The organism is Streptomyces sp. NPDC043878 (assembly GCF_056435735.1).
On record NZ_JBWKDW010000038.1, the window covers coordinates 1 to 24961 of the forward strand.

Here is a 24961-nt window from a genome sequence, read left to right on the forward strand (position 1 = left end):
CTGCACCCGTTCAGCCACGTCACCATTCTGGCCGCCCGACGCAGCAACTGAGCGCTGCATCGCGGCAGGGCGAACGTTGCCTGATGCGGCACTAGGGCCTCTCGTTCGGATCAGGCCGGGCTCGCGGGGTCCGGTGCCGCACCCGGGCGCCGCACCCTGATCCCAGCCTGATCCGGACGAAGGACGCCGGCCGCGGTCCGGCCGGTGCCGGGGGCGACCCCGGCGCCGTCTCATCCGGTCTGCCGCCTCTTGCTCCCCGGGTCGGGCAGCGCCCCCGTCATACCGGGCAGGAAGTCCGTGAACAGCTCGTGCACCTCGCGTACGAGGGGTCGCAGCACCCGGAACCGGGCGAGCGCCACGCCCCGCGAGGTGAGCCGGGCCCCGCGCTCGGCGAGCCGGTAGCTCCGTTCCCGTCCCTCGGTCCGGTCGAAGATCCAGTACAGCACGAGCCCCATCTGCGAGAGCCACATCAACTCCGGCAGCACGTCCCGCAGTTCCTCCGGGACCTTGGTCCTCGTCGCGCCGGCCAGCACCTCCCGGTGGACGTCGACGGCCGCCACGCGCGCGTGCTCCGACTCCGGCGAGAACGGGCTGAGCGGGCTGTCCGGGTCGGCGGCGTTCTTGAAGAACTGCACCGCGAACTCGTGGTACGGCGTGGCGACGTCCAGCCACGTCCGCAGCACGCCCGCGAGCCGTGCCTCCAGGTCGGTCTCCCGGTCCAGGACCGCACGGACCGCCGCCCGGTGCTCGGCGGCGATCCGGTCGTAGAAGCCCTGGATCAGGTGTTCCTTGCCCTCGAAGTAGTAGTAGGCGTTGCCGACGGAGACCCCCGCCTCCTTGGCGATGGCCCGCATCGTCGTCTTGTCGTACCCGCGTTCCTGGAACAGCCGCATCGCCGTCTCCAGGATCAGCGCACGGGTCTGCTCGGACTTGCTCGGTGGGCCGGGGCCGTCGTGGTTCGCGGGCACGCGAGGAGCCTAACCAGTGGAGCGGGTCCCGCCGTCACAGCCCGGCGCGCGGTGGGTCCAGCCCTGCCGGGGGTCGTACGCCCAGCCGTCCTGGCGCCGGTACGGCTGCCCGCCCCGGCCGGCCTTCCCCCACCGCGACCCGCGCCGCCCGGCGGCGAACAGGACGGCCCCCCTGGCGAGCCGCGCCCCGCACGGGGTGCTCAGCCGGTGGGCGGCCCGGACCTCGCCGTCACCGGGTGGGGGTCACGGCCTGCGGCCGATCTCCGGGCGTTTGCTGTAGTCCGTGAGTCCGAGGACGTTGCCCCAGGGATCGGCGATCTCGACGGTCCACCCCGTCGAGGTGGAGAAGGGCGGGTCGATCGGGACGATCCCCGCGTCGGCCATGGCCCGCGCCGCCGCGCGCGCGTCCGCCACCTCCAGCCACGCGCGCGTGGGGGGCCACGGCGGCGGCCGGTGGCCGAGCCCCTCCTCCTGACGCAGCAGGATGCCGGGCATCTCGCCCCCGACCTTCAACTGGGCGATCCCGCCCTCGTCGAACCGGAACCCGACCGCGAACCCGGCGCGCTCGTAGAAGCTCAGGGCCTCGGCGAGATCCCCGACGGGTAGCAGCAGGTTGTCGAAGCCGAGCAGCTCGTACGACTGGTCATCTGACATGCCATCAGATTAGGTGCCCCGATGCCCGCGCCGAGCGGGGCTGACCGTGGGGGTCACCCGGGCGGGGGACCGGAACGGCGCCGGGCGGCGGAGCCGGACGCCGCCCGCACCGCCACCGGTGTCACCCGGGGTTCGGGCCGCCCGGCCCGTTGTCAGTGGTGGCTCGTACTGTCGTCGGCATGGGAATGGTCACGTTCGTCGACGAGACGACAAGCGGGAGCCGCAGCGGCGGCTGGGGGCTGGAGATCGCCGAAGAGCGGCTCACCGTAGGGGAGGTGATCCGGCGTCGGGTCTTCCAGGAGGTCTCCGAGTACAACGCCCGTACACCGGAGGTCTTCCACGGGCTCGTCCAGCCCCGCGACACCGAGCGCGTGCTGAACGGATACGCGCTGCGCACCCCCCGCCGCATAGACCCCGAGGAGCAGACGCGGCTCGCGCTCCAGGCGTTCGCGGGCAACGGCTTCCTGGTGCTCGTGGGAGACCGCCAGGTCACCGAGCCCGACGACGAGATCGAACTCGGGCCGGGCGCCGAGGTCACCTTCCTGAAGCTCGTCCCGCTGGTGGGTGGCTGATGAGCACCGCCAGCTCCGTGCACGCCGAACCGGTCCGGGACGTCCTCGCCCTGATCGACGCCGAGGACACCGAGCACCTGGTGCCCGCACTGCTCACGCTGGCCGACCGGCTCGACGACCACTGGGGCTGGGACGGCCGCAAGGTCCTCGACGCGCTGCAGTCGGCCGACGCCGGCTTCCAGGCCGGGCTGGTGCACCGCCTGGCCGCGCGTTACCACGAGCTGGAGCCGGGCGCGGCCGGCCGTCGCCGCATCGTGCACCTGTTCAACGCCCTCCAGGGGGACGCGCTGGTGGAGAGGCAGTCGCCTGACACCCGGACCGCGCTGATCGCCCTGGTCGCCGAGCAGGAGGTCCAGTACAACACCGCCCAGCTGATCCGCCTCGCCGAGCTGGAGATGGCCGACGGCCGCGAACTGTCCGGTGAGTTCGTCGCCCTGATCCGCCGCTCGCAGATGGTGCTGTGGAACGGCGCCAGCCTCCTCGGCCCGCTCGCCAAGCGGCTCACCCACCCCGTCCTGAACCCGGGTGAAGCCTGGGCCGACCAGGCGCTGGCGGACCTCGTGGACATCGACGGCCCCGGGGACGGCTGGCGCCGGCTGGTGGCCCACGCCACGACCGCCACCGCCGCCCGCCCCTCCGCGACGTGGGAGAAGGCGGGGCGGGCCCTGATCGACGGGGTCGGCGCGGAAGCGGTGCGGGTGCGCCTGCTGACCTGGCTCGGACTCGTCGGCCGGCCCCGCACCCGCCCGCTGCTGACCCCCTACCACGGTGCGCACCCCAACGACACCTTCGACCCGTACAACGCCAACGCCCTGCGCGGCCTGGCCTGGCTGCTGTCCTTCCTTCCCCCGCACCCCGAAACCGCCCGCGCCCTCGGTGCCCTCGTCGAGACGGCCCTGCGCAAGATCCAGGGCGTTGGCCCGGTCAACCCGAAGGTCGCCAACGCGGGCGTCAACGCCCTGGCCCGCGTGGACGGCGAGGCGGCCCTCGCCGAACTGGCCCGCCTCGCCACCCGCGTGACGTACAAGGGCACCCTGAAACTCCTCAACGCCGCCCTCGACGCACGGGCGCGGGCCATGGACCTCAACCGTGAGGAGATCGAGGAACTCGCCGTACCCGCCTACGGGCTCACGGAGGCCGGCCGCGCCGAACACCGCCTCGGTGACATCACGGCGCGACTCGAAGTCCACGGCAGCAGAGCGCTGTTGACCTGGACCAACGCGACCGGCAAGGCGGTCCGGACAGTGCCCGCGGCCGTCCGGCGCGACCACGCCGACGAGCTGAAGGCACTCAAGGCCGCCGTCAAGGACATCGACAAGATGCTGTCGGCGCAGAGCGAGCGACTGGACCGCCAGTTCCTGGCCCGCCGCACCTGGCCGTACGCCACCTGGCGCGAGCGCTACCTCGACCACCCGCTCGTCGGCACCCTGGCCCGCCGCCTCCTGTGGACGGTGGACGGCCGGGCGGCCGGCTGGGCGGACGGCGAGCTGCGCACCCTCGCCGACGCCCCGCTCGTGGCGGGCGCCGGCTCCGAGGTCCGGCTCTGGCACCCGGTGGGCCACGAACCGGCGGAGATCGTCGCCTGGCGCGACTGGCTGGAACGGCACGAGATCACCCAGCCGTTCAAACAGGCGCACCGCGAGGTCTACCTCCTGACGGACGCCGAACGCGCGACGGGCACCTACTCCAACCGCTTCGCGGCCCACGTCCTGCGCCAGCACCAGTTCCACTCCCTGGCAGCGGTGCGGGGCTGGCGCAACAAACTCCGCCTGAGCGTGGACGACGAGGCGCCCCCGGCGACCCGCGAACTGCCGCACTGGGGACTGCGCGCCGAGTACTGGATCGAGGGCGACGGCGGCGAACACCACGACGACACCACGGACTCCGGCAGCTTCCTGCGCCTTCGCACCGACCAGGTCCGCTTCTATCCCCTCGACGCGCCGGAGAACTCGGCCCACTGCTACGGCGGCGAGTACCGCATGCGGCTGCGCGACGGGCAGGACCCGGTCCAGCCGCTCGCCCTGGAGTCGATCCCGCCGCTCGTCCTGTCCGAAGTCCTGCGCGACATCGACCTGTTCGTCGGCGTCGCCAGCGTCGGCAACGACCCCACCTGGCAGGACGGCGGCCCCGACGGCCGCTTCCGCGACTACTGGACGTCGTACGGCTTCGGCGAACTGGGCCAGAGCGCCCAGACCCGGCGGGTCCTGCTGGAACGCCTGGTCCCGCGCCTCGCGATAGCCGACCGCTGCACCCTGGAGGGCCGCTTCCTCCACGTGCGGGGCGAACGCCACACGTACAAGATCCACCTCGGCTCGGGCAACATCCTGATGACCCCCGGCGACCGCTACCTCTGCATCGTCCCCACGTCGAGCACCGCCACCCCGCAGACGGGCTACCTCCCCTTCGAGGGCGACCGCATGCTGGCCGTCATCCTGAGCAAGGCGATGCTCCTGTCGAACGACACGGCGATCTCCGACCCGACGATCCTGAGCCAGCTGTAGCAGGACCCCGCCCGTACGGACCCCGCCTCCGGGGGAGGCGGGGCCCGGCACACCGCCGGTCACCCGATGGCGATTCTCGTCAGCCAGTAGTCCGACGGCCTGATGATCTCCGTACCGGACCCGGCCAGTGCGGTCTTCCCGCCCGCGTGGAACCGTACGGAACCGTCGGACTTCACGGCCCACAGGTCCGGGACGCCGTCACCGTTGGCATCGGGGGTGCCCATCAGTCGCGGGACCGCCGACCCCCGCGCGACCGGGCACGTCAGCGCGGCGGCCCGGCTACGGCAGCAGAGTGAATGCCGGGAGGTGACTCGGGCGCACCACGCTGAAGTGGCGGCGGTCCAGGGTGGCGATGTTGACCGCGCGCTACTTCTCGGCGACCGCGACGACGAAGGCGTCGGCGGTGCCCAGGGGCAGGCTCGCGTACTGCTCGACCAGGTCGGCGGCACGGCTGACCTCGGAGAGGTCACGGCCGCGTCGAGCAGCCGGTGTGCTTCCTCGCGTACGGTCATGCGCTCAGTGTAGGGTCCGCAGCCGCCGTCGGCCCAGGAGTTGCCGGGCCGCCCTGCTGCTTCGTGATGGTCTGCGCCTCTGACGGCAGCGCTGACGGCAACAAGCACGGACGCCAGGGCACAGCCACGGACGTCAGCGGAGCACAAAACCGCCGGTGACCTGCGAAAACGCAGGTGGGGAGGGGTCGCGTAGCACACGTACCATGTGCTGGCGGGTGACACTCCGGCTCCGAGGACGGGCCGGACGACGAGCCGACGGGCGGCGCTGCGTGTGCGGTGGTCAGGTCCGCCGGCCACCGCACACGGCGTTGTCTACTGGGGGAAGCTCGACTGGAGTTCCGTCTCCGTGGCGGTGGCGGTGGTGATGCCGTTCGGTCCTGCCGGGAGCAGGACGCTCGGGCGTCCCGAGTTCGAACCGACCAGAAGGTCCTTGGTGCCGTTGCCGTCGAGGTCGCGGATGCGGACCTGCAGGCCGAACATCGAGGAGTCCTCGGGGTTACCGGGGACGCCTGCCGTCGAGCGGGTGAACCACTGGGAAGCCGTGCCGGTCAGGCCGTGTCTGCCGCCGCGCAGGACGTGCACCCCACCCGCGTGCCTGACGGAGCCGACCTTCTCGCCCGAGGCGCTCACCGCGAGGTCCGGGTAGCCGTCGCCGTCGGTGTCGCCGGCGGACAGCGCGCCGCCGAACCAGTCGCCCTTGGTCGCGGCCGTGGCCACGCCCGACGTGGACTGGGTGAGGCGGTACCTGGTCGTCGGGCCGCTCGCGCCACCTCGTATCACCACCACCGACCCCGCACTCTTGTTGTACGGGACGTCGCTGACCGCCAGGTCCCCGTAGCCGTGCTTGTCGAAGTCCGCGATGACGCCGGTGGGGCTGTAGTCCGGCGACGAGCTGTTGTACGTCGTCACCTTGCCGGACCTGATCGTGGAGCCGCCACGCAGGAACCAGGCGTCCTGGGTCATCTTGTCGTGCTCGTAGCCCTGGCCCAGGACGTACAGGTCCGTCGCCTTGTCCTTCGTGACCTTTCCGGCGACCAGCGCGGTGGGTTCCAGGACATCGGCCACGCTCGGACTCGGGACGTGCTTGGTCACCTTCCCGGTCGTACCCGACTTGGAGAAGCCGCCGCGGTAGACGTAGACGGTGTCAATCCCGTTGGCGACCGCCAGGTCGGCCTTGCCGTCGCCGTTGAAGTCACCGGTCGCCAGCGCGGTCCCGAACTGGTAGTCGGAGTGGGCCGTGACGTGAATACGGGTGGCCTTCGCGCCCAGACCGCCCCTCGCGCCCCACAGGATGGTGACCGCGCCGGCTCCCGGCTTGTGGCCCACCTTCTCACTGAGATCGGCGACGGCCAGATCGGCGTATCCGTCACGGTCGAAGTCGGCGTTCGCGAGGCTTCCGCCGAAGGAATCCCCGTACCCGCCGGCGTCCCCGGCGGTCCCCGGTATGCCCGCGCTGCGCTGGGTGAACGTCTTGCTCTTCGTGCCGGGACCCGTCGCGGTTCCGTAGGTCACGGTGACCGAACCGCTTTCGCCGGTCGCGTAGTCCCGGTAGCCGTCGCCGTTGAAGTCGTCTGCGTACCTGGCCGGGGTGGCCGCGGTCGCCGTGCTCGCCGAGACGGTGAGCAGCCCGCCCGTGAGTGCCACGGCTGTCGCCGCCGCGAGGACCAGGCTGGGAGTCGTGCGGATGGACATGCGTCTCCTGCTGTATCCGGGCCTTTCACCGGCCCGGAGCCGACTGAGATCCCCGTCCGGCTCGGCCACGCACACGTGTGCCGGGGAGGGGAGTAAGAAGGAGACCCGCGGTGAGGCGTAAGGGTTGTACGGATCACGGATTGGCGTGCGGGGCGTGTCGGTCTGCTCCGTGCGCGGATCTGAGGGTCGATATCAATGTGCCGAGTTGGCGAGGGCCGGTGGTGAGGATGGTCTCCGGTTCGTCGCTTTCGCGGAGCAGGATCGTTCCGGCGGGGGCGGTGGCCACGTATACGCAGGCGGACGCTTCCTGGCTGTACGTGGACTTCTGCCAGTGCGGTTCCTGCATCGGGGGCTCCTTCAGAGGTCTTGGGCGAGTCGGGTGATGAAGTCGCGGGACTTCTCCGGGGTGAGCGCCGCTTGTCCGGCACGGTCCAGGATGCGTTGGTAGCGCTCCAACTGGGCCGGGGCGTCGATGAGTTCCGCCCCATGGTCGGTGTCGAGCTGGACGGTGTCCAGTTGGTGCACCTGGCCGTGGAAGTAGTCGATGCCCTGGCCCGAGGTGTGGAAGGGGCCGCCGGCGAAGGGGATGACGGTGATCGTCACGTGGTCCAGGTCGCTGACAGCGTTGAGGTGGTGGAGCTGGCCCCGGACCGTGGCGCTGTCACCGAACCGCATGCGCAGTGCGGCTTCGTGGATGGTCGCCGTGTAGGGCGGGGGCTGTTCACGGTGCAGGATCTCCTGGCGCTTGATCCGGTGCGAGACGCGGTGCTCGATCTCGTGGGGCTTCAGCGGGGGCACCGTGTGGCCGAACAGGGCGCGGGCGTGCGCGGGGGTCTGGAGGAGACCCGGGATGTTGATGATGTGCGCGACGCGCAGCGCGGTGGCGTGGTGCTCGACCTCCGTCAGGTCCAGCATCCGGGGAGACAGGGTGTCCCTGTACTCCTCCCACCAGCCGCGTCGGCGCTCGCCGGTCAGCGTGGTGAGCGCGTCGATCAGCGGCTCGTCGGTGCAGTCGTAGTGCCGGGCGATCGTGCGCACGCGGTCGGCACTCACGCCGTAGCGGCCTGCCTCGATGTTGCTCACGCGTGACTGCGTGGCTCCGACCAGGGCGGCTGCCTGCGTGGCGGACAGGTCGGCCCGTTCGCGCAGCCTGCGCAACTCGATCCCGAGGCGGCGGCGCCGGGCGCTGGGGAGAGGGCTTGGCTGCGGCATGTGCTGCGACTTCCCATTCGTACGTATGTCGATCGGTTCACCCGGTCGAGGGGAGAAGGGCTGCATTCCCTCATTTTCATGGAATGTAGTCCATGAACCGCTCTACGGTGAGACCCGATCCGCTCACCCGCCCCCACCGGCCGGCCGGAAGCGCACCGCGCGCCCTCACGCGCACGGCACTGCCACCGTCAGGTCGGGTCGTCGGGTCGTCGGGCAGGTCAAGTCCCCCCACCGCAGGAGGCGTTCATGGTCACCGTATCCCCGTCGGAGTGCGAAGGGGTCGCAACGTGGGCGTACGCCCTCCAACTGCCCCATGACGCCCGCGCCGCGCGTATCGCCCGGGTCACCGTGCGGGCCGTCCTGTCCGGGCACGGCATGTCCCAACTCCAGGACGACGCCGAACTGTTGGCCTCCGAGCTGGTCGCCAACGCCTACCGGTACTCCTCCGGTCCCGCGACTCTCCGCCTGCGCGGGCTCGGTCGCGGTCGGCTGCGGGTGAGCGTGTGGGACACCGACCCGCACATCCCGCCACCCTTCGACCGGAGGTCCGAACCCGTGCGCCGCGTCCCCGTGGAGGCGGACGGCGGGCGTGGGCTGTTTCTGGTGTGCCACTACGCCAGCGCGTGGGGCGGCTACCCGCTCGGGGCCGCTCTCCCGGGACGGGGCGGGAAGCTGCTGTGGTGCGAGGTCGGGCCGGTGGCCGGGGCCGGTCACGGCCGGCCGACGGATCACTCGTCGAGGTGAAGCGGCTGACGTTCCCCCTGGGTACGCTGAACCGACAGGTGAGACTCCGTCCCATGGGAGCACCGATGAGCGCCGTATCCGACGACGGGCCGGACGACGAGTCGACGTACCGCTGGCCCATCCCGCCCCCCGGGGGCTGGACCGCGGACGACCTCGATCGCATTCCGGGCCTCCCGCCGCACACGGAGTTGATCGACGGGAGTCTCGTCTTCATGAGTCCGCAGACCGCTTTCCACGGGCGCTGTATGCGTCTGCTGGAGAACACTCTCCTGGAGCAGGCCCCGGACCATCTCGACGTCATGCGGGAAATGACCGTCAAGTTGGACGCGAAGAACGGGCCCGAGCCTGATGTCCTGGTGTTTTCGGTGGAGGCGAACACCGGCCCCGATCAGACCTGGTACAGGCCCGAGGACGTCCTCCTTGCTGTCGAAGTCGTCTCCGCGGACTCCCGCGAGCGTGACCGTGAGGTCAAGCCCCGCAAGTACGCGGCAGCCGGAGTCCCGCACTTCTGGCGGGTGGAGCAGGGCGACGACAACGGTCTTCCTGTCGTCTACGTCTACGAGATCGACCCCGCCACCAAGACCTACGGCCTCACCGGCATCTTCCACGACAGGCTCAAGGTCTCCGTGCCCTTCGGCGTCGACATCGACCTCACGGCGCTCGACCGGCGCCCCCGCGGGTGACGACGAAGGCCCCGCATCCACAGGAGCGGGGCCTTCATACACGTACCGACGGAGATCAGAAGCGGCGCGTGATCAGCGCCCGCTTCACCTCCTGGATCGCCTTCGTGACCTCGATGCCGCGCGGGCAGGCGTCCGTGCAGTTGAACGTGGTGCGGCAGCGCCAGACGCCGTCGCGGTCGTTCAGGATCTCCAGGCGCTGCTCCGCCGCCTCGTCACGCGAGTCGAAGATGAAGCGGTGGGCGTTGACGATGGCCGCCGGGCCGAAGTACTGGCCGTCGTTCCAGAAGACCGGGCACGACGACGTGCAGGCGGCGCAGAGGATGCACTTCGTCGTGTCGTCGAAGCGCTCACGGTCCTCGGCCGTCTGGAGACGCTCGCGCGTCGGCTCGTTCGTGTCCTTCGTGATCAGGAAGGGCATGACGTCGCGGTACGCCTGGAAGAACGGCTCCATGTCGACCACGAGGTCCTTGAGGACCGTGAGGCCCTTTATGGCCTCGACCGTGATCGGCTTCTCGGGGTTGAGGTCCTTGATCAGGGTCTTGCAGGCGAGGCGGTTCTTGCCGTTGATCCGCATGGCGTCCGAGCCGCAGATGCCGTGCGCGCAGGAGCGGCGGAAGGTGAGCGTTCCGTCCAGGTCCCACTTGATCTTGTGCAGGGCGTCGAGGACGCGTTCCTTCGGGTCGATCTCCAGCTGGAAGTCTTCCCAGACCGCCTCTCCCGCGACCTCGGGGTTGAAGCGGCGGATGCGGAACGTGGCCAGGATGTACGGGGAGTCGGCGAAGCCGGCCTCGGGCGCGCCGGCGCCTTCCGCCTTGTCCAGGGTGGGAGTTGCCATCAGTACTTACGCTCCATCGGCTGGTAGCGGGTCTGGACGACCGGCTTGTAGTCGAGCCGGATCGACTCGGCGCCGTCGTCGCCCACCTCGCGGTACGCCATGGTGTGGCGCATGAAGTTGACGTCGTCGCGGTTGGGGTAGTCCTCGCGGTAGTGACCGCCGCGGGACTCCTTGCGGGCGAGCGCGGAGACGGCCATGACCTCGGCCAGGTCGAGCAGGTTGCCCAGCTCGACGGCCTCCAGCAGGTCGGTGTTGAACCGCTTGCCCTTGTCCTGGATCGAGACGTTGAGGTAGCGCTCGCGCAGCTCCGCGATCTTCTCGACCGCCGTCTTGATCGTCTGCTCGGTGCGGAACACCATCACGTTGGCGTCCATGCACTCCTGCAGCTCCCGGCGGATGTCGGCGACCCGCTCGGTGCCCGTGGAGGCGCGCAGGCGCTCGACCTGGGCGACGACCAGCTCGGCGGGGTTCTCCGGCAGCTCGACGTAGTCCGCCTTCTGCGAGAACTCGGCGGCCGCGATGCCCGCCCGGCGGCCGAACACGTTGATGTCGAGCAGCGAGTTCGTGCCGAGGCGGTTCGCGCCGTGCACCGAGACGCAGGCGACCTCGCCGGCGGCGTACAGGCCCGGGACGACGGTGGTGTTGTCGCTGAGCACCTCACCCTCGACGTTCGTCGGGATGCCGCCCATCGCGTAGTGCGCGGTGGGCTGGATCGGGATCGGGTCGGTGTACGGCTCGATACCGAGGTACGTGCGGGCGAACTCCGTGATGTCCGGGAGCTTGGCGTCCAGCTGCTCCGGCGGGAGGTGCGTGAGGTCGAGGTAGACGTGGTCGCCCTCGGGACCGCAGCCGCGGCCCTCACGGATCTCCGTGTAGATGGAGCGCGAGACGACGTCACGGGACGCGAGGTCCTTCATGACCGGCGCGTACTTCTCCATGAAGCGCTCGCCGTCCTTGTTGCGGAGGATGCCGCCCTCACCGCGGGCGCCCTCCGTCAGCAGGATGCCCATGCGCCAGATGCCGGTCGGGTGGAACTGGAAGAACTCCATGTCCTCCAGCGGCAGCCCGCGCCGGTAGACGGCCGCCTGGCCGTCGCCGGTCAGGGTGTGCGCGTTCGACGTCACCTTGAAGAACTTGCCGCAGCCGCCGGACGCGTAGATGACGGCCTTCGCCTGGAAGACGTGGATCTCACCGGTCGCCAGTTCGTAGGCGACGACGCCCGCCGACCGCTTGACGCCGTCGACCTCGACGATCAGCTGGTCCAGGACGTAGAACTCGTTGAAGAACTCCACGCCCTCCTTCACGCAGTTCTGGTACAGCGTCTGGAGGATCATGTGGCCGGTGCGGTCGGCCGCGTAGCAGGACCGGCGGACCGGGGCCTCGCCGTGGTTGCGGCTGTGACCGCCGAAGCGGCGCTGGTCGATCGTCCCGTCGGGCGTCCGGTTGAACGGCAGGCCCATCTTCTCCAGGTCGAGGACCGAGTCGATGGCCTCCTTCGCCAGGATCTCGGCGGCGTCCTGGTCGACCAGGTAGTCACCGCCCTTGACGGTGTCGAAGGTGTGCCACTCCCAGTTGTCCTCCTCCACGTTGGCGAGCGCGGCGGCCATGCCGCCCTGCGCCGCACCGGTGTGGGAGCGGGTGGGGTAGAGCTTCGTCAGGACCGCGGTGCGGCTGCGCTTCGTCGACTCGATGGCGGCGCGCATACCGGCGCCGCCGGCGCCGACGATGACGGTGTCGTACTTGTGGATCTTCATGGGTGGATTACCTCAGCCCCGTGCCTAGCGGATGTTCGGGTCGAAGGTGAAGATCACCAGCGTGCCCAGCAGGATGGTGAACACCGTGGCGGTGTAGAGCAGGCCCTTCAGCCACAGCCGGGTGTTCGCGCGCTCCGCGTAGTCATTGATGATCGTACGCAGGCCGTTGGCACCGTGCAGCATCGCGAGCCACAGCATGAGCAGGTCCCAGACCTGCCAGAACGGGGAGGCCCAGCGGCCGGCCACGAAGGCGAAGCCGATCTTGGAGACTCCGCCGTCCAGGACGAGCTGGATCAGCAGGTGGCCGATGACCAGGACGACCAGGACGATGCCGGACAGGCGCATGAACAGCCAGGCGGCCATCTCGAAGTTGCCCCGGGTGGACTTGGGGGACTTCTTGGTGCGCTTGCGCGGGGCTTCGATGAGGGGGGCCGGGTTGTCGACGCCGTAGAGGGGCTGACCCTCGACGGGGCCGATACCGGAGCCGGTGGTCTCGGTGGTGACTGTGTTGTTTGACATGCTTGCGCCTCAGCTCCCGAACAGTTCACGAGCGGCGTGGCCGAGGACGGGGTAGATCGCCCCGAGCATCAGCACGACCCAGACGCCGGCGACGGCCCAGAACATCTGCTTCTGGTAGCGCGGGCCCTTCGACCAGAAGTCGACGGCGATGACACGCAGGCCGTTGAGCGCGTGGAACAGGATGGCGGCGACGAGGCCGTACTCCAGGCACGCGACGATCGGGGTCTTGTAGGTGGCTACGACCTTGTCGTAGTCCTCGGGTGAGACACGCACGAGAGCGGTGTCGAGCACGTGGACGAACAGGAAGAAGAAGATGAGGACGCCGGTGACTCGATGAGCCACCCAGGACCACATTCCTTCCCGGCCGCGGTACAGCGTTCCAGCCGGCACGGAATAACCCTCCGGGAGCGGGGACAGGGCCTGCCGGCTTCGGTGTCGGACGGGCCCGGCCGGGTACGGTCCACCGGCCCCCAGCATCGTAGCCAGCCACTGCGGCCGGGCTTACAGCGGGCCTACCGGTGTGATCAAACTGGCACGCGTACGGGTGAGCGGGCGTGGCATCTGCGGCGGGGTGCCCCGTTATCCACCGTCTGCCGGCGTGATGTGGCCGGTCGCGCGGTCTTCCGCGGCCCTCAGGCGTGTCGCCAGTCGCTCCCTCGCCAGCCGGCGTACCTCCTCCGCGGTCTGTACCCGCTCGTCCTCGGGATCGTTCGTCAATCGTGACCGGATGGCCTCCAGGACCCGGTCCAGGGCCTCGTTCGGCGGGACGCCGTCCAGGCAGATCACGAAGACGTGCCCGAACTTCGCCTCGTACGCCGCGTGCGCCGCGTCCAGGGCCAGGTGGGCCGCCTCGTAGGCGTCCTCGGGCAGGGACGGCAGGGGCTCCCCGGCCAGCGCCTCCGCCAGGTCCTCCCGGGTCAGGTCGTACGCCGCCTCGTCGGACGCGGCCAGCAGGGCGTCCACCGTGGGGTAGGGGCGGTGGTCGGCGACGCGGTCGGCCCAGCGGGGGCTGCCCAGACAGCTCAGGAGCAGGTGGACGGCGTCCTCGCGGGAGACGGAGTTGAACCCCTCCGGCGGGGCCGGGGCCGGCGGGGTGCGGCTCTGCTCGGGGAGCGCGGGTATGGCCACTCGGCCGGGAAGGTGTGTGGGCGTCACGTGTGTTTCGGCAGGGGAGATTGTGAGAGTTGTGCCAGCACGTTATCGATACCGGACAGGACGTGTCCGCCGGACGCCAGGATTTCACCCGCACGGGAGAGTTTCGGAACGCGTGGTGGACGACCCCGACGGGTGACGAGTCGTAGGTTTGACGGTGTGAGTCAGCACAGGCGTCGGGCGCCGGCGAAGAAGGCGCGGCAGGCGGTAGGTACCCGGACGGTGGTCGTCTCGGCGGTCGCCGTGACGGTCGTGGCCGGCGTGGGCCTCGGCCTGTGGGCCTCCGGGGACGACAGCGGGCCGGCGGGAGCGTCGCTGTGGCCCGCGGAGCGGAGGTCCGCCGAGGCGGCCGCCCCCTCCCGTGCGGCGAGCCCGGCCCCCACCCCGACGCCCACCCGGTCGTACGCGCTGTCCAGGGCCCCGCGCACGATCCCCGCCGTGCGCTCGCACACCGCGGCGCGCGGCCCCGGCTGGCGCCCGGCGCCCGGCCGCCGGGTCGTGGTGAACGACGCGGAGCTGGCCGACGAGGGCCGGCTGATCGCCGGCGAGCTGGGGCTGACGTACGCCGGCGAGAAGACCGACGTGCGCGCCGGGGACGTACGGCTGGCGCTCAACGACGACGAGGGCGCGAACCCGGAGTCGTACGCCCTGACCGTGCGCGGCGGGCGCGTGAACATCAGCGGACCCGCTGACTCGGGCGTCTTCTACGGCACCCGCACCCTCAAGCAGGAGGTGCACGGCGGCCGTACGGCGCCGGAGGGCGTCGTGCGCGACCAGCCGGCCAAACCGGTGCGCGGCTTCATGCTCGACATCGCGCGCAAGCACTTCACGGCGGCCTGGATCGAGGACCGGATCCGGGAGCTGGGCGACCTGAAGTTCAACCAGCTCGGGCTGCACTTCTCCGACGACCAGGGCTTCCGCATCGCCTCCGACAGCCACCCGGAGATCGTCTCCCGCCAGCACCTGACGAAGGCGCAGGTGCGGAAGATCGTCGACCTCGCGGCGAGTCGGCACATCGCCGTCGTGCCCGAGATCGACTCGCCGGGCCACCTCGGGGCCGTCATCGCCGCCCACCCCGACCTCCAGCTGCGCAACGTACGGGGGGTGGCGACGCGCGGGGCGATCGACATCTCCAAGGACGAGGCGGCGTCGATCGTCGACGACCTGCTGGAGGAGTACGCCGAACTGTTCCCCGGCAGCCAGTGGCACCTGGGCGGCGACGAGTACCAGGCCCTGACGGTGCCGAACCCGCAGGCGTCCTACCCGCAGCTCGCCGCCGCGGCCACGAGGGCATACGGCTCCGGCGGGACCGTCGCGGACCTGACCACGGGCTGGCTCAACGACCGGGCCGACACCATGCGCGCCCAGGGCCGCACGATGCGGGTGTGGAACGACGGCTTCTTCCGGGGCACGTCCGTGCAGCCCGCCAAGGACCTCCAGGTCGCCTACTGGACCGGCAAGGAGATCGGCGCCCGTCAGCCCGTCGAGTACCTGAGCGCGGGCCGCAAGCTGATCAACTACAACGACGAGTTCCTCTACTACGTCCTCGGGCAGCCGCAGACCTTCGTCTACCCGACCGGGCAGCGGATCTACGAGCAGTGGACCCCGCGCGTGGTGCGCGGCACGCAGGCGGTGCCCGCGAGGTACGACGGGCAGATCCTCGGCGGCACCTTCGCCGTGTGGTGCGACCTGTCGAACTCCCAGACGCAGGACCAGGTCGCGGCCGGCATCCGGATGCCGTTGCGGGCCACGGTCCAGAAGCTGTGGGTGCCGGGGAAGCCGGCGCTGTCGTGGACGCGGTTCAAGGCACTGGCGAACTCGCTGGGCTGAGACGGCCGCCCCGGGCACCGGCTCCCGGGCCGTGTGCCCGGCCTGCGCCACGACTCGGCCACGACCCGGATCCCACCCGGTGCCGGGCTTGGGTCACACCCCGGCTCGGCCCGGGTCACACCCCGGTCCCGGCGTGGGTCTCACCCCGGTCCCGGCGCGGGTCCCACCCCGTCCCGGTCCGGGTCACACCCCGTCCCGGCTCCGTCCGGCTCTTTGGCCGAAAACCCTGCATCGTGCGTTCCGACCTGCTTGTGTGGTGCGCCTGTGACACTCCGGGGCCGTCGCACGCAGTAAGGGGAAGTGTGGGCTCCGTATCGGCGTGTGAGCGGCACCGGAGCCGAACAGGGCCCTCGGAACAGGGAGACGTGGATGAGTCTGGTGGAGCTGATCGCTCAGGCCGACGAACGCGGCCTGGCCGCCAGCGGGTTGGCTTGTTTGGATCGGTGCGTTCCGCTGCTCGGCGGCGACGACGAGAGCCTGCGCCCGCTGTGGGCGAGCCTCGCCGAGCAGGACGCCCGGGCGTGGGGTGAGGGACTGGAACGGGCACGGGACAGGCTGGCCGCCGAGGCCGGGCCCCCGGACGGTCCCGAGGGTGAGGCCGCCGCGCTGGCCCGCCGGATGCTCACCGCCGCCCCCGCCACGCCGTCCGCCGGCGAGGTGCGGGTCTGGGCCGACGCGTGCTCGGTGGCCGCGCTCCGGATCCACCGCCTCCTGGACCCCCTCCACGACGCCGCCGACTCCGTCGAGGACCGCCGGGAGGGCCGTACGGGAGGCATGTCGCCGCTGGTCGCCGCCGAACTGCGCCGCCAGGTCACCGTCCTGGAACTGCTCGCCGGCCACGGCGCGGGCGGCCTGCGCCGGGCCCACGACGTGTCCACGGAGGGGCGGCGGGTGCTGCGCGCGGTGGTGTCGCGCCGCAGTCGCAGCTACAGACCGGGCTGAGCCGTCGGTCCGCCGGGCCGGCGGCCCGTGGACCCGGCGGACCGCAGGCCCAGGAGAGCGCCGGCTCAGAGGACGAGCCACTTCACCACCGCGTCGCCGTAGTGCGCGGTCTGCGTGTAGAACGCGGTCAGGTCGCGGTGCGCGGCCGCGAACACCGCGCGCGCCTCGGGCTCGGCGCCGGCCCCGCCGTACCGGGGCAGCAGCTCGGCGCGGGAGCCGTGCCACAGCTCGTCGAAGTCGGCGGCGCCCAGATAGCCGGCGACCCGCTCCGTCTCGGCCGCCGTGAGCAGCAGGAACGGCGGCCGCCCGTGCGCGGAGTGGAACACCGGCCGGCCGCCGAGGACCACCTGGGCGGGCGGCCCGTCCGCCATGTGGCGCGGGGGAGAGCCGGCGTACAGCAGTTCGTGGTCGAGGTACTGCTTGTCCAGCACCTCCTCGCGGTGGCGGCCGACGCGGCCGCGGACGGTCTCCCAGTCGTCCTGGAAGAGCCCCTCCAGCCGGCGGACGTCGTCACACAGCCGGCCGGGTGGTACGGCGCGCAGATGGAAGTACATGCTCATCACAGGTAGGAGCGCACGGGAGCCGCCAACCGTCACTCCAGAGCTCCGCCCACCCGGTCAAACCCCTCCGGGTGGGCGGGTCCTGTGACCGTCCGGCGGGGGAGCCGGGGCGGAGTCGCACAGGGTTCGGGAACACCCCGGAAGGGAGTGACACAACCGCCGCTGACCTCGCTCTTGCGTATGTGACAGCGCACGAGGTGACGACCCGACAGGAGACCAGGCCGCACGCCGCGGCGAAGCCGGTGCGGTGGGCGGCGGAGGCGGTGGCGGCCCTGCCCGCCGACGCCCGGGCCCGCTTCGACCACTCGGCCCAGAGCCTGTGGTGGGCCGACCGCACGATCGAGGAGATACGGCGGACCGGCCCGCCGTACGCCGCCGTGGAGAGTCTGCTGCGCGGGCTGGGGGCGTACGGCGGCGAGGTGGTCGTCCGGCAGACCGGCGGCGAGTGGTGGGCGACCGGGGGCGACCACTGGGTCCGCACCCCCGACGGCCGCCTGTGGGACCCGGTCGACGAGGCCCGCCGCTGCTTCGCCGGGAACGGCTCGCTGCGGCTGCTGTGCCGGGACGCGGCGGACACGGCCGAGGGCCCGGCCCCGGCCCGCCGTCCGGCGACCGGCCGGCCCGGCACCGAGGGGCCCTGGCCCGCGGCGCACGCCTGAGCGGCTGTGACATTTCAGTGCGGCCGGACGCTGATCACGGTGGGGGGCGGGGCAGGGGCGGCCGTGTCCCGAGGTGCGGACGGACCCGCCACGGACTCGGTACGGACGAGGACAGTTCTTGGGCCAGCGAGGGGAACCCCGCCGCGTGCAGGCGTACGACGGGGAACTGGGCGCGGCCGTCGCGCGGGCCCAGGAGGGTGACGAGGCCGCCTTCGCGGTCGCCTACCGACTGGTGCAGCCCGGCCTGCTCGGCTATCTGCGCGGGCTCGTCGGCGACGACGCCGAGGACGTGGCGTCCGACGCCTGGCTGGAGATCGCCCGCGACCTCGGCCGGTTCCGGGGCGACGGCGCCGGGTTCCGCGGCTGGAGCGCGACCATCGCCCGGCACCGGGCGCTCGACCACCTGCGCCGCCGGCGGGTACGGCCGTGGTCGGCGACGCTCGAACAGGACGTACTGGACCTGCCCGGCCCGCACAGCACCCACGACCAGGCCCTGGAGTCCCTGTCCACCGAGGCCGCCCTCCGGCTGGTGCGCGCGCTGCCCCGCGACCAGGCCGAGGCCGTACTGCTGCGGGTCGTCGTCGGCCTCGACGGCCCCGGCGCCGCACGCGTCCTCGGCAAGCGGCCCGGCGCGGTGCGGACGGCCGCGTACCGGGGTCTGAAACGGCTCGCGCAGCAGGTGGGCGGCGAGGGTGTGACGGATGACGGCCCCCGGACGCTGGGGGAGTCGACATGAGGAGCGACGGGCCGCACGGACCGGACGCGCGGCCGGACAGGGGCGGGAACGGAATGGGTGAACGGCACAGCGGCGGGGATTCCGGCCGTCGGCGCGCCCACCCCGACGACACCGGAGAGACCTACGACACCGCCGGCCTGGAGGAGCTGCTCACCGGCGCCGGCCGCGCGGACGTTCCCGACTCCGAGGCCGAACAGCGGGCCGTGGACGCCTTCCGGACCGCCCGGGACACCGGCGCACACCGGGCGCGCACCCGGCGCCGGGACGACTGGCGCCCCCGGGAGCAGCGGCACGCGGCCCGGTCGGTGAGGCTCGCGCTCTCCCTGACCCTCGCGAGCCTCACCCTGGGCGGGGCGGCGGTCGCCGCGATCGGCTCGTACGACACGACCCCGGGCGGCTCCGCCGACGACCGGCCCCGCCCCGGGCCGACGTCGAGCGCCCCGGCCGCCGGACTCGCGCCCACCACGTCGGCCGCCGCGTCCACGGGGGAGGACGGCATGGTCGCCGCGCGGGACACCGAGGCGTACTGCCGCGCCTACGGGAAGGCCCACGGCCGGCAGCGGTCCCTCGACCCGGCGGCCTGGCGGCTGCTGGTGGCGGCCGCGGGTGGCGAGAACGACGTCACCGGGTACTGCGCGCGGCGCCTGGCGACGGCGGACGCCGGAACGGTCGGCCCGGAGACGACGGACAAGGCGGCGAAGGCGTCCGGGAAGGCGTCCGAGAAGGCGGCGAAGGCGTCCGCGAAGGCGTCCGAGAAGGCGGCGAAGGCGTCCGAGAAGGCGGCGGACAAGGCGGCGAAGGCAGCGGAGAAGGCGGAGAAAGAGGCGTCGAAGGCCGCCGCGAAGGCCGGGAAGCACGACGCCGGGCCCTCGGCGCAGGCCGGGAAGAAGAAGGCCGGCAAGTCCGGCGAGGGCGACGGCGGGTGAGCGGGCCGGTCGCCGAGGCGACGGCCGGGGCCGCCACCCCTGGCCTGACAGACGCATGAAGGGCCTCTGACCAGCCATTTCGCTGTCCGGGTGCAGGTTCTCGCTTCCCGCCTGGATGGGCCCTCACCTAGGTGTTTCTGCGTGTTCCTGACCGCTACTGGTCCTGAGCTGGTCACGTGCCCAACCGCCGAGTGAGTCCCTGCGGGCCGTCGGCGCGGCTTCGGCGCGCCACGTCGGCTTGGCTTCGTTCGGTGAGGGTGCGAGAGGTAGGTCAAGTGGTGCATTCCAATACGACGGTTATTGTCGAAGTAGACTTAGACGCATTTCGTCGAAGTCGAGGTGTAGGAGGGCGAGTGAAGGAGAGCCTGCCGGTCAAGCCGGACGACGTGGTGGACCGGGACCGGGAGTGGGATCTGCTCGCGGAATTTCTCACCGACCCGGATCCGGCGATGCGGCTCGGCATCGTGTCGGGGCGGCGGCGGCATGGGAAGTCGTACCTTCTGCAGGCCCTGTCCGAGCAGGTCGGCGGCCTGTACGTCACAGCGGTACGGGAGGAGGGACGGCTGCCCGCGATCCAGCGGTTCAGTGACGCGGTTGCCGCCCACGCCGGCCTCCGGGCGGGCAGCCTGCGTCTCACCGACTGGCGTGACGTCCTGTCCAACGCCCTTGAGGTGACCGCCCGTTCGTCGCACCCACTCCTGGTGATCGACGAGTTGCCGTACTTGCTCCAGCACTCGCCTGAAATCCCGGGGCTGCTGCAACAGCTCTACGACGAACGCCAGCGCGGCGAACGGCCCGGTGCCGGGCCGGGGCCGCGGCTGATCCTGTGCGGCTCCGCGATGAGCGTCATGCACGAACTGCTCTCGGGGACCAAGCCGCTGCGGGGACGTGCCGTGGTCGATCTACGACTGGGTCCCTTCGACTACCGGGACAGCCGGGCTTTCTGGCAGATCACCGACCCGCTGACCGCGCTGAAAGTGCACGCCGTCCTGGGCGGGGCACCTGGCTACCGGCCGGTGGCTGCCCGGCCGCATCCGGGCGACGGCTTCGACACCTGGCTTGCCCGGACGCTGCTCGACCCGGGGCGGGCGGTGTACTCACGTACCGAGACCGAGTACCTGCTGCGCGAGGACCCGAGGATCACGCAGCACACGCTCTACTACGACATCCTCACCGCGATCGCGAACGGAGCCACCACCCCCAGCAAGATCGGTGCCGCCCTGGAACGTCCGCGCAACGCCGTCGCGCACCCGCTCGGAGTGCTGGAATCCACCGGCTACATCCGGCGGGAACAGGACATCCTCCGCTCCAAGCACCCCGTCATCACCCTCGCCGACCCTGTCATCCGCTTCAACCAGCTCATCACCCTCCCGCAGGCCGCCGCGGTGGAGCAGGGTTTCGCCGAGCAGGTGTGGCAGCAGGCCGCTCCGACCTTCAACTCCAAGATCCTCGGGCCGCACTTCGAGGGCCTGGCCCGCGACTTCACCCGCCGTTACGCCCACACTCTGTTGCCCGGTGGACTGCCCGGCCCGGTCGGTACCACCGAGGTCGCCGACCAGGCCGCCCGGACCAAGCACGAGGTCGACGTCGTCGCCCTGGCCGCCGGCGAGCGCCCGCAGGCTCCCCGCGCGAGGATCGCGCTGCTGGGCGAGGCCAAGGCGACCGCCGCCCGTCGTGGGACGGGTGACCTGGAGCGCCTGGAACGTATCCGTGCCCTGCTCGCAGATCAGGGGTACGACACCGCTGCCACCACTCTGGCCCTGTACTCACTGCACGGTTTCCATCCCGATCTGGTCGACCTGGCCGACCGTCGTGACGATCTCCTCCTGGTCGATCTACCCACCCTCTACGGCGGCTGACACCAACAGCGGCCAGCCTGACCAGGCCGACGGAGGCGAAGTGCTGCTTGATCGTGTAGGCCCGGGCGTGGCGCTCGTGAAAGCGCTCGGGCCGCACGTACGCGTCGACCGTCCAGCCGAACGGGGACTCGCCGGTCGCCTGCCGGACGTGCTACGGCAGGTCTCCGCCGCAGATCCTGGCGCCCATCTCGATCAGCACCGGCCCCTCGGGGGTGAGCTTCAGCTCGATGTGGGCGGGGCCGTGCCGCACGCCAAGGGCGTCCAGGACGCGCAGTCGTAGGAGGCGAGCTGATCCTGAGCGTCGCCGTGACGCGGCACCTGAGGTGAAACGCGAGACGGCCAGAGCCGCCACCCCCCACAGGAGAGGCCCCGGCCGTCGCGCGGCACGGGCCGCGCGGCGGCCCGTACTCCCTACAGCGCCATGAGTGCGTTTTCTGTCACAGCACGGGCCGTCACGGGTTAGTTGCATCTTCTACGGACATGGACGAGGAGCGGTTTCAGGTCGTAACGTGCCTTTCGCGCCGGGTGCGGAATGTGAACGATCATCTGATCACCGCATCACCGGCGGCCTCGATGCCGCGACCGACCATCGACGAGGAACCACGGGTGCTGGGGGACGACGCGGAGCTGACCGCCGCGGTGCTTGCGGCGCAGGCCGGGGACGAGACCGCGTTCCGGACTGTGTACCGCGCCGTGCACCCACGGCTGCTCGGATACGTACGGACGCTGGTCGGCGATCCCGACGCCGAGGACGTGGCGTCCGAGGCCTGGCTGCAGATCGCCCGCGACCTGGACCGCTTCACCGGCGACGCGGACCGCTTCCGCGGCTGGGCCGCCCGGATCGCCCGCAACCGCGCCCTGGACCACATCCGTATGCGGGGCCGCCGGCCCGCGATCGGCGGTGACGAGACCGAGCTCACCGGGCAGGCCGCCGAGTGCGACACGGCCGGTGAGGCCATCGAGGCCCTGGCCACCGACAGCACGCTCTCCCTCATTGCCCGGCTGCCGCAGGACCAGGCCGAGGCCGTCGTGCTGCGGGTGGTCGTGGGCCTCGACGCCAAGACCGCCGCCGAGACGCTCGGGAAGCGGCCGGGCGCCGTACGGACGGCCGCGCACCGCGGTCTGAAGCGGCTGGCCGAACTGCTCGGCGAGGATCCGGAATCCGCCGCCCGGCTCGACGCCCTGCCGCCCCCGCGAGTACCGCACGGCCGCGCGGTGACGTCCGCGAGTGTGACGCATACGCGTGCGCGGACGCAGAAGGACATGTGATGGCCGACGAGCGCTGCGTCTTCCCGGGGGACGCCCCCCGGACCCCCGGCCGGTGGCTGGACCGCCAGACGGCGGAGCGGCTGCTGAGCGGCGAGGCACTGGACAACGCTGTCGACGGCACCGTCCGTGACGAGGCCGAACTGCTCGCCAAGACGCTGGGATCGCTGTCCGTGCAGAACGGGCTGGCCGGCACGGAACTCCCCGGCGAGGCCGCCGCGGTGGCCGCGTTCCGCAAGGCGCGTGAAGCCCGGCAGGGCGTCACGGACAGTGAGGGACGCGAGAGCCACCGTCCGCGCGGGAACCGGGACGCCGAACGGTCCGCCCGCGGTCACCATGGTCCCTCCCACGACTTCGACGCCGGGCTGGTGCGCATCGGCGCCCCGGACGGGCCCGCCCGCCGCCCGCGCCGGGCCCGTCCCGTCCAGCTCGGGCTGGCCGCCGCGCTGGCCGCCGGCATGGTCGGCGGGGTCGCGGTCGCGGCCGGAACCGGAATCCTGCCGACGCCGTTCGGCCCGGCGCGTCCGGCCCCGGCGGTCTCCGCCTCGGCGGACGTGACACCGGACCTCCAGCCGCCGCCCGCCTCCCCGGAGGCGTCCGGGAACGCACCCACGTCCGGCGGCTCGGGACCCTCGGGTTCCGCCGGCTCCCCGGGTTCCCCGAGTTCCCCGGGCACCTCCGGTTCACCGGGTTCCGCGGGCCGGGACTCCCGGCACGACACGGCCGGTACCGGCTCGGCGCAGGGCGGGTCAGGCCACGACCGGGACGACCGCTGGACCGGAGCCGCCCCCGCCTGCCGCGACATCCGCGCCGGCCGGGAGCTGAACCCGCGGCGCAGACGTGCCCTGGAGAACGCGGCGGGCGGCTCGGCGAGGGTGTGGACGTACTGCAGGGGCGTGCTGTCCGCCGCCCCCGGTGGCGGCTCCGCCGACCGGCCGGGCCAGAGCGGCCAGGACGGTCAGGACGGCGGGAACGGCGGTGGCGACGGCAAGGGCGACGGCAAGGACCAGGGCAACGAGGACGGCGACGGTCACGGCGGCCACGGCGGTGACGACCACGGCCACGGCCACCACCTGAGCCCCGGCCACGGCCACGGCCACGGTCGCTCGAGTGACGGTGAAGGCGACGGCACCGGTGACGCCACCGACGCCACCGCCGGTGACGGGACCCCCTCCGCCGCCGCGCCCCTGCTCCCGCGGCCGAGGACCTGGCGGAGCCCCTCGCCGGCCGGCTCGCCGACGCCGCCGTACCGAGCCCTGTGACCTGCGGGTTCCGGGGCCTTCGAAATAATTCGACGCCGGGTGTGACGTTTTTGGCCGCCGGGGCGCAGTACTGAGTGAGCCGACTGGTCATCGGCCCTCGCACAGAGCCGGGGTTCCCCCCGTACCTACGGCTCGTGCACCTCGGCGCGGGTGGGACACGTTCCCCCGGTCCCACCCGCGCCCCACACCTCTCCCGTCGCGGGTGTCACCGGTGCACGACGACCTTGTCGCCGTTCCTCACCTGCGCGTACAGCGCGGCGATCGCCGTCTCGTCCCGTACGTTCACGCAGCCGTGCGAGCCCCCGGCGTAGCCCCGGGCCGCGAAGTCGTAGGAGAAGTGCACGGCCTGGCCGCCGCTGAAGAACATCGCGTAGGGCATGGGCGAGTCGTACAGCGTGGAGACGTGGTGGCGGGACTTCCAGTAGACCTGGAACACGCCCTCCCGGGTGGGCGTGTACTGCGAGCCGAAGCGCACCGACATGGTGGACACGGTCCGGCCGTCGATCATCCAGCGCAGGGTCCGGCTGGTCTTGTCGACGCACAGCACCCGGCCGGTCAGACAGCGCGGGTCGGGCGGTCCGGCGGGCTGACCGCCCATCAGGTACAGCTCCCAGTGGCCCGGTTCACGGGTCATCCGCAGCAGCCGCTGCCAGGTCACCCGGTCGGTCTCGCCCGTCCGCGGCAGGCCGCGCTTGCCCTGGAAGCCCTCGACCGCCTGTTCCGTCAGGTCGTCGTAGGTCCCGGTCGGCCCGTCGTAGAGCCAGGCGACCTGGCGCAGCCGGGCCTGGAGCTCGCGTACGTCCCGGCCGGTGTCGCCGCGGGACCACAGGACGACGGGGTCCGGGGCCGTGCTCCCGTCGCCGTCGGCGGCCTTGCCGTCCGCCGAACCGGACCCGGCCGCGGCGGTCGCGGTCCGGTCGCCGGGCAGGTCGATGTGCACCGGCGAACGCCGCCCGCCGTCGCCGCCCGAGGGCTGCACCGTGCAGCCGGCGACCGCCAGCAGGGTCACCAGGACGGCGATCGGTCTCCCCGTGCCCGTGGTACGCATCCGGACCCCCCTCGTCTCAAGCGGTGTGCGCTCGTCCGGCCGTAGTGTCATGAGAGATGTTCCCCCCGGATGACG

At 71.8% G+C, this 24961-nt stretch carries 25 protein-coding genes; 12 read left to right on the plus strand and 13 right to left on the minus strand.

The genetic code is table 11. From position 1 onward, the window contains the following. Positions 1-230 precede the first annotated feature (230 nt). Entirely contained in the window at positions 231-968 is a 738-nt protein-coding gene (locus AC07AZ_RS35285) for a TetR family transcriptional regulator (RefSeq protein WP_478854837.1), read from the minus strand. A 243-nt stretch (positions 969-1211) separates the two neighbouring features. Beyond that, entirely contained in the window at positions 1212-1622 is a 411-nt protein-coding gene (locus tag AC07AZ_RS35290) for a VOC family protein (RefSeq protein ID WP_478854838.1), read from the minus strand. Positions 1623-1801: 179 nt separating this feature from the next. Between AC07AZ_RS35290 and AC07AZ_RS35295 the strand changes: the two genes are divergently transcribed. Both AC07AZ_RS35295 and AC07AZ_RS35300 read left to right on the plus strand, forming a co-directional pair. Next, entirely contained in the window at positions 1802-2194 is a 393-nt protein-coding gene (locus tag AC07AZ_RS35295) for a hypothetical protein (protein WP_478854839.1), read from the plus strand. Continuing rightward, positions 2194-4695 carry a DUF4132 domain-containing protein gene (locus AC07AZ_RS35300; RefSeq protein ID WP_478854840.1) on the plus strand — a complete coding sequence of 834 codons (2502 nt, stop codon included), beginning with the start codon at positions 2194-2196 and terminating at the stop codon, positions 4693-4695. Before AC07AZ_RS35295 ends, AC07AZ_RS35300 begins: the two co-directional genes overlap by 1 nt. Positions 4696-4754: 59 nt before the next feature. On the opposite strand, the gene AC07AZ_RS35305 is transcribed toward AC07AZ_RS35300, so the two are convergent. The 4 genes from AC07AZ_RS35305 to AC07AZ_RS35320 all read right to left on the minus strand — a co-directional run bounded on the left by AC07AZ_RS35305 (position 4755) and on the right by AC07AZ_RS35320 (position 8111). Beyond that, positions 4755-4919, minus strand: coding sequence for a hypothetical protein (locus AC07AZ_RS35305; protein ID WP_478854841.1), 165 nt, complete (start codon positions 4917-4919; stop codon positions 4755-4757). 600 nt (positions 4920-5519) lie between these two features. After that, on the minus strand, positions 5520-6899 hold the full coding sequence (locus tag AC07AZ_RS35310; RefSeq protein WP_478854842.1) for an FG-GAP and VCBS repeat-containing protein: 1380 nt from the start codon (positions 6897-6899) through the stop codon (positions 5520-5522). A gap of 133 nt (positions 6900-7032) precedes the next feature. Next, positions 7033-7245, minus strand: coding sequence for a DUF397 domain-containing protein (locus AC07AZ_RS35315; RefSeq protein ID WP_478854843.1), 213 nt, complete (start codon positions 7243-7245; stop codon positions 7033-7035). Positions 7246-7256: 11 nt separating this feature from the next. Next, positions 7257-8111 carry a helix-turn-helix domain-containing protein gene (locus AC07AZ_RS35320; protein WP_478854844.1) on the minus strand — a complete coding sequence of 285 codons (855 nt, stop codon included), beginning with the start codon at positions 8109-8111 and terminating at the stop codon, positions 7257-7259. Positions 8112-8357: 246 nt separating this feature from the next. Between AC07AZ_RS35320 and AC07AZ_RS35325 the strand changes: the two genes are divergently transcribed. Together AC07AZ_RS35325 and AC07AZ_RS35330 are read left to right on the plus strand one after the other, a co-directional pair. Next, a complete protein-coding gene (locus tag AC07AZ_RS35325) occupies positions 8358-8855 on the plus strand; it encodes an ATP-binding protein (protein ID WP_478854845.1) in 498 nt (165 codons plus the stop codon). 65 nt (positions 8856-8920) lie between these two features. Further along, complete coding sequence (locus AC07AZ_RS35330) at positions 8921-9538, plus strand: Uma2 family endonuclease (RefSeq protein ID WP_478854846.1); 618 nt, start codon at positions 8921-8923, stop codon at positions 9536-9538. A 55-nt stretch (positions 9539-9593) separates the two neighbouring features. Here AC07AZ_RS35330 and AC07AZ_RS35335 read toward each other — a convergent pair whose 3' ends face one another. The 5 genes from AC07AZ_RS35335 to AC07AZ_RS35355 form a co-directional block, all read right to left on the minus strand. Further along, positions 9594-10373, minus strand: coding sequence for a succinate dehydrogenase iron-sulfur subunit (locus tag AC07AZ_RS35335; RefSeq protein ID WP_478854847.1), 780 nt, complete (start codon positions 10371-10373; stop codon positions 9594-9596). Then, the gene (sdhA, locus tag AC07AZ_RS35340) at positions 10373-12127 is read right to left on the minus strand and encodes a succinate dehydrogenase flavoprotein subunit (protein WP_478854848.1); all 1755 of its coding nucleotides are present in this window, start codon (positions 12125-12127) and stop codon (positions 10373-10375) included. The genes AC07AZ_RS35335 and sdhA overlap by 1 nt, the downstream gene beginning before the upstream one ends. 24 nt (positions 12128-12151) lie before the next feature. Further along, positions 12152-12646: a succinate dehydrogenase hydrophobic membrane anchor subunit gene (locus AC07AZ_RS35345; RefSeq protein WP_478854849.1), complete on the minus strand. Its 495-nt coding sequence runs from the start codon at positions 12644-12646 to the stop codon at positions 12152-12154. Positions 12647-12655: 9 nt separating this feature from the next. Then, entirely contained in the window at positions 12656-13036 is a 381-nt protein-coding gene (sdhC, locus tag AC07AZ_RS35350) for a succinate dehydrogenase, cytochrome b556 subunit (protein WP_389994943.1), read from the minus strand. Between the two features lie 189 nt (positions 13037-13225). After that, positions 13226-13774 (minus strand): 2-oxo-4-hydroxy-4-carboxy-5-ureidoimidazoline decarboxylase, encoded by a 549-nt coding sequence (locus tag AC07AZ_RS35355; protein WP_478854850.1) that lies wholly within the window; start codon positions 13772-13774, stop codon positions 13226-13228. A 183-nt stretch (positions 13775-13957) separates the two neighbouring features. On the opposite strand from AC07AZ_RS35355, the gene AC07AZ_RS35360 reads away from it, so the two are divergent. Continuing rightward, positions 13958-15628, plus strand: coding sequence for a beta-N-acetylhexosaminidase (locus AC07AZ_RS35360; RefSeq protein WP_478854851.1), 1671 nt, complete (start codon positions 13958-13960; stop codon positions 15626-15628). 369 nt (positions 15629-15997) lie between these two features. Then, a complete protein-coding gene (locus tag AC07AZ_RS35365; RefSeq protein ID WP_478854852.1) occupies positions 15998-16570 on the plus strand; it encodes a hypothetical protein in 573 nt (190 codons plus the stop codon). A gap of 65 nt (positions 16571-16635) precedes the next feature. Here the strand turns inward: AC07AZ_RS35365 and AC07AZ_RS35370 are convergent, their stop codons facing one another. After that, positions 16636-17130, minus strand: a complete 495-nt coding sequence (locus AC07AZ_RS35370; RefSeq protein ID WP_478854853.1) for a DUF1877 family protein — start codon at positions 17128-17130, stop codon at positions 16636-16638. A 197-nt stretch (positions 17131-17327) separates the two neighbouring features. On the opposite strand from AC07AZ_RS35370, the gene AC07AZ_RS35375 reads away from it, so the two are divergent. The 6 genes from AC07AZ_RS35375 to AC07AZ_RS35400 all read left to right on the plus strand — a co-directional run bounded on the left by AC07AZ_RS35375 (position 17328) and on the right by AC07AZ_RS35400 (position 23838). Then, positions 17328-17789 (plus strand): hypothetical protein, encoded by a 462-nt coding sequence (locus tag AC07AZ_RS35375; protein WP_478854854.1) that lies wholly within the window; start codon positions 17328-17330, stop codon positions 17787-17789. A 118-nt stretch (positions 17790-17907) separates the two neighbouring features. Beyond that, positions 17908-18525, plus strand: a complete 618-nt coding sequence (locus AC07AZ_RS35380; protein ID WP_478854855.1) for an RNA polymerase sigma factor — start codon at positions 17908-17910, stop codon at positions 18523-18525. Between the two features lie 53 nt (positions 18526-18578). Beyond that, the gene (locus AC07AZ_RS35385) at positions 18579-19451 is read left to right on the plus strand and encodes a hypothetical protein (protein WP_478854856.1); all 873 of its coding nucleotides are present in this window, start codon (positions 18579-18581) and stop codon (positions 19449-19451) included. Positions 19452-19804: 353 nt separating this feature from the next. Beyond that, positions 19805-21310 carry an AAA family ATPase gene (locus tag AC07AZ_RS35390; RefSeq protein WP_478854857.1) on the plus strand — a complete coding sequence of 502 codons (1506 nt, stop codon included), beginning with the start codon at positions 19805-19807 and terminating at the stop codon, positions 21308-21310. 606 nt (positions 21311-21916) lie between these two features. Further along, the gene (locus AC07AZ_RS35395; RefSeq protein WP_478854886.1) at positions 21917-22579 is read left to right on the plus strand and encodes an RNA polymerase sigma factor; all 663 of its coding nucleotides are present in this window, start codon (positions 21917-21919) and stop codon (positions 22577-22579) included. After that, positions 22579-23838, plus strand: coding sequence for a hypothetical protein (locus AC07AZ_RS35400; RefSeq protein WP_478854858.1), 1260 nt, complete (start codon positions 22579-22581; stop codon positions 23836-23838). Before AC07AZ_RS35395 ends, AC07AZ_RS35400 begins: the two co-directional genes overlap by 1 nt. 205 nt (positions 23839-24043) lie before the next feature. Here AC07AZ_RS35400 and AC07AZ_RS35405 read toward each other — a convergent pair whose 3' ends face one another. Then, a complete protein-coding gene (locus AC07AZ_RS35405; protein ID WP_478854859.1) occupies positions 24044-24886 on the minus strand; it encodes a L,D-transpeptidase family protein in 843 nt (280 codons plus the stop codon). Between the last annotated feature and the right edge of the window lie 75 nt (positions 24887-24961).

Coding starts and splice junctions, on each gene's coding strand:
- AC07AZ_RS35290 (WP_478854838.1), bottom strand. CDS start 1,622: ATGTCAGATGACCAGTCGTACGAGCTGCTCGGCTTCGACAACCTGCTG.
- AC07AZ_RS35295 (WP_478854839.1), top strand. CDS start 1,802: ATGGGAATGGTCACGTTCGTCGACGAGACGACAAGCGGGAGCCGCAGC.
- AC07AZ_RS35300 (WP_478854840.1), top strand. CDS start 2,194: ATGAGCACCGCCAGCTCCGTGCACGCCGAACCGGTCCGGGACGTCCTC.
- AC07AZ_RS35305 (WP_478854841.1), bottom strand. CDS start 4,919: ATGGGCACCCCCGATGCCAACGGTGACGGCGTCCCGGACCTGTGGGCC.
- AC07AZ_RS35310 (WP_478854842.1), bottom strand. CDS start 6,899: ATGTCCATCCGCACGACTCCCAGCCTGGTCCTCGCGGCGGCGACAGCC.
- AC07AZ_RS35315 (WP_478854843.1), bottom strand. CDS start 7,245: ATGCAGGAACCGCACTGGCAGAAGTCCACGTACAGCCAGGAAGCGTCC.
- AC07AZ_RS35320 (WP_478854844.1), bottom strand. CDS start 8,111: ATGCCGCAGCCAAGCCCTCTCCCCAGCGCCCGGCGCCGCCGCCTCGGG.
- AC07AZ_RS35325 (WP_478854845.1), top strand. CDS start 8,358: ATGGTCACCGTATCCCCGTCGGAGTGCGAAGGGGTCGCAACGTGGGCG.
- AC07AZ_RS35330 (WP_478854846.1), top strand. CDS start 8,921: ATGAGCGCCGTATCCGACGACGGGCCGGACGACGAGTCGACGTACCGC.
- AC07AZ_RS35335 (WP_478854847.1), bottom strand. CDS start 10,373: ATGGCAACTCCCACCCTGGACAAGGCGGAAGGCGCCGGCGCGCCCGAG.
- sdhA (WP_478854848.1), bottom strand. CDS start 12,127: ATGAAGATCCACAAGTACGACACCGTCATCGTCGGCGCCGGCGGCGCC.
- AC07AZ_RS35345 (WP_478854849.1), bottom strand. CDS start 12,646: ATGTCAAACAACACAGTCACCACCGAGACCACCGGCTCCGGTATCGGC.
- AC07AZ_RS35365 (WP_478854852.1), top strand. CDS start 15,998: ATGAGTCTGGTGGAGCTGATCGCTCAGGCCGACGAACGCGGCCTGGCC.
- AC07AZ_RS35370 (WP_478854853.1), bottom strand. CDS start 17,130: ATGAGCATGTACTTCCATCTGCGCGCCGTACCACCCGGCCGGCTGTGT.
- AC07AZ_RS35385 (WP_478854856.1), top strand. CDS start 18,579: ATGGGTGAACGGCACAGCGGCGGGGATTCCGGCCGTCGGCGCGCCCAC.
- AC07AZ_RS35400 (WP_478854858.1), top strand. CDS start 22,579: ATGGCCGACGAGCGCTGCGTCTTCCCGGGGGACGCCCCCCGGACCCCC.
- AC07AZ_RS35405 (WP_478854859.1), bottom strand. CDS start 24,886: ATGCGTACCACGGGCACGGGGAGACCGATCGCCGTCCTGGTGACCCTG.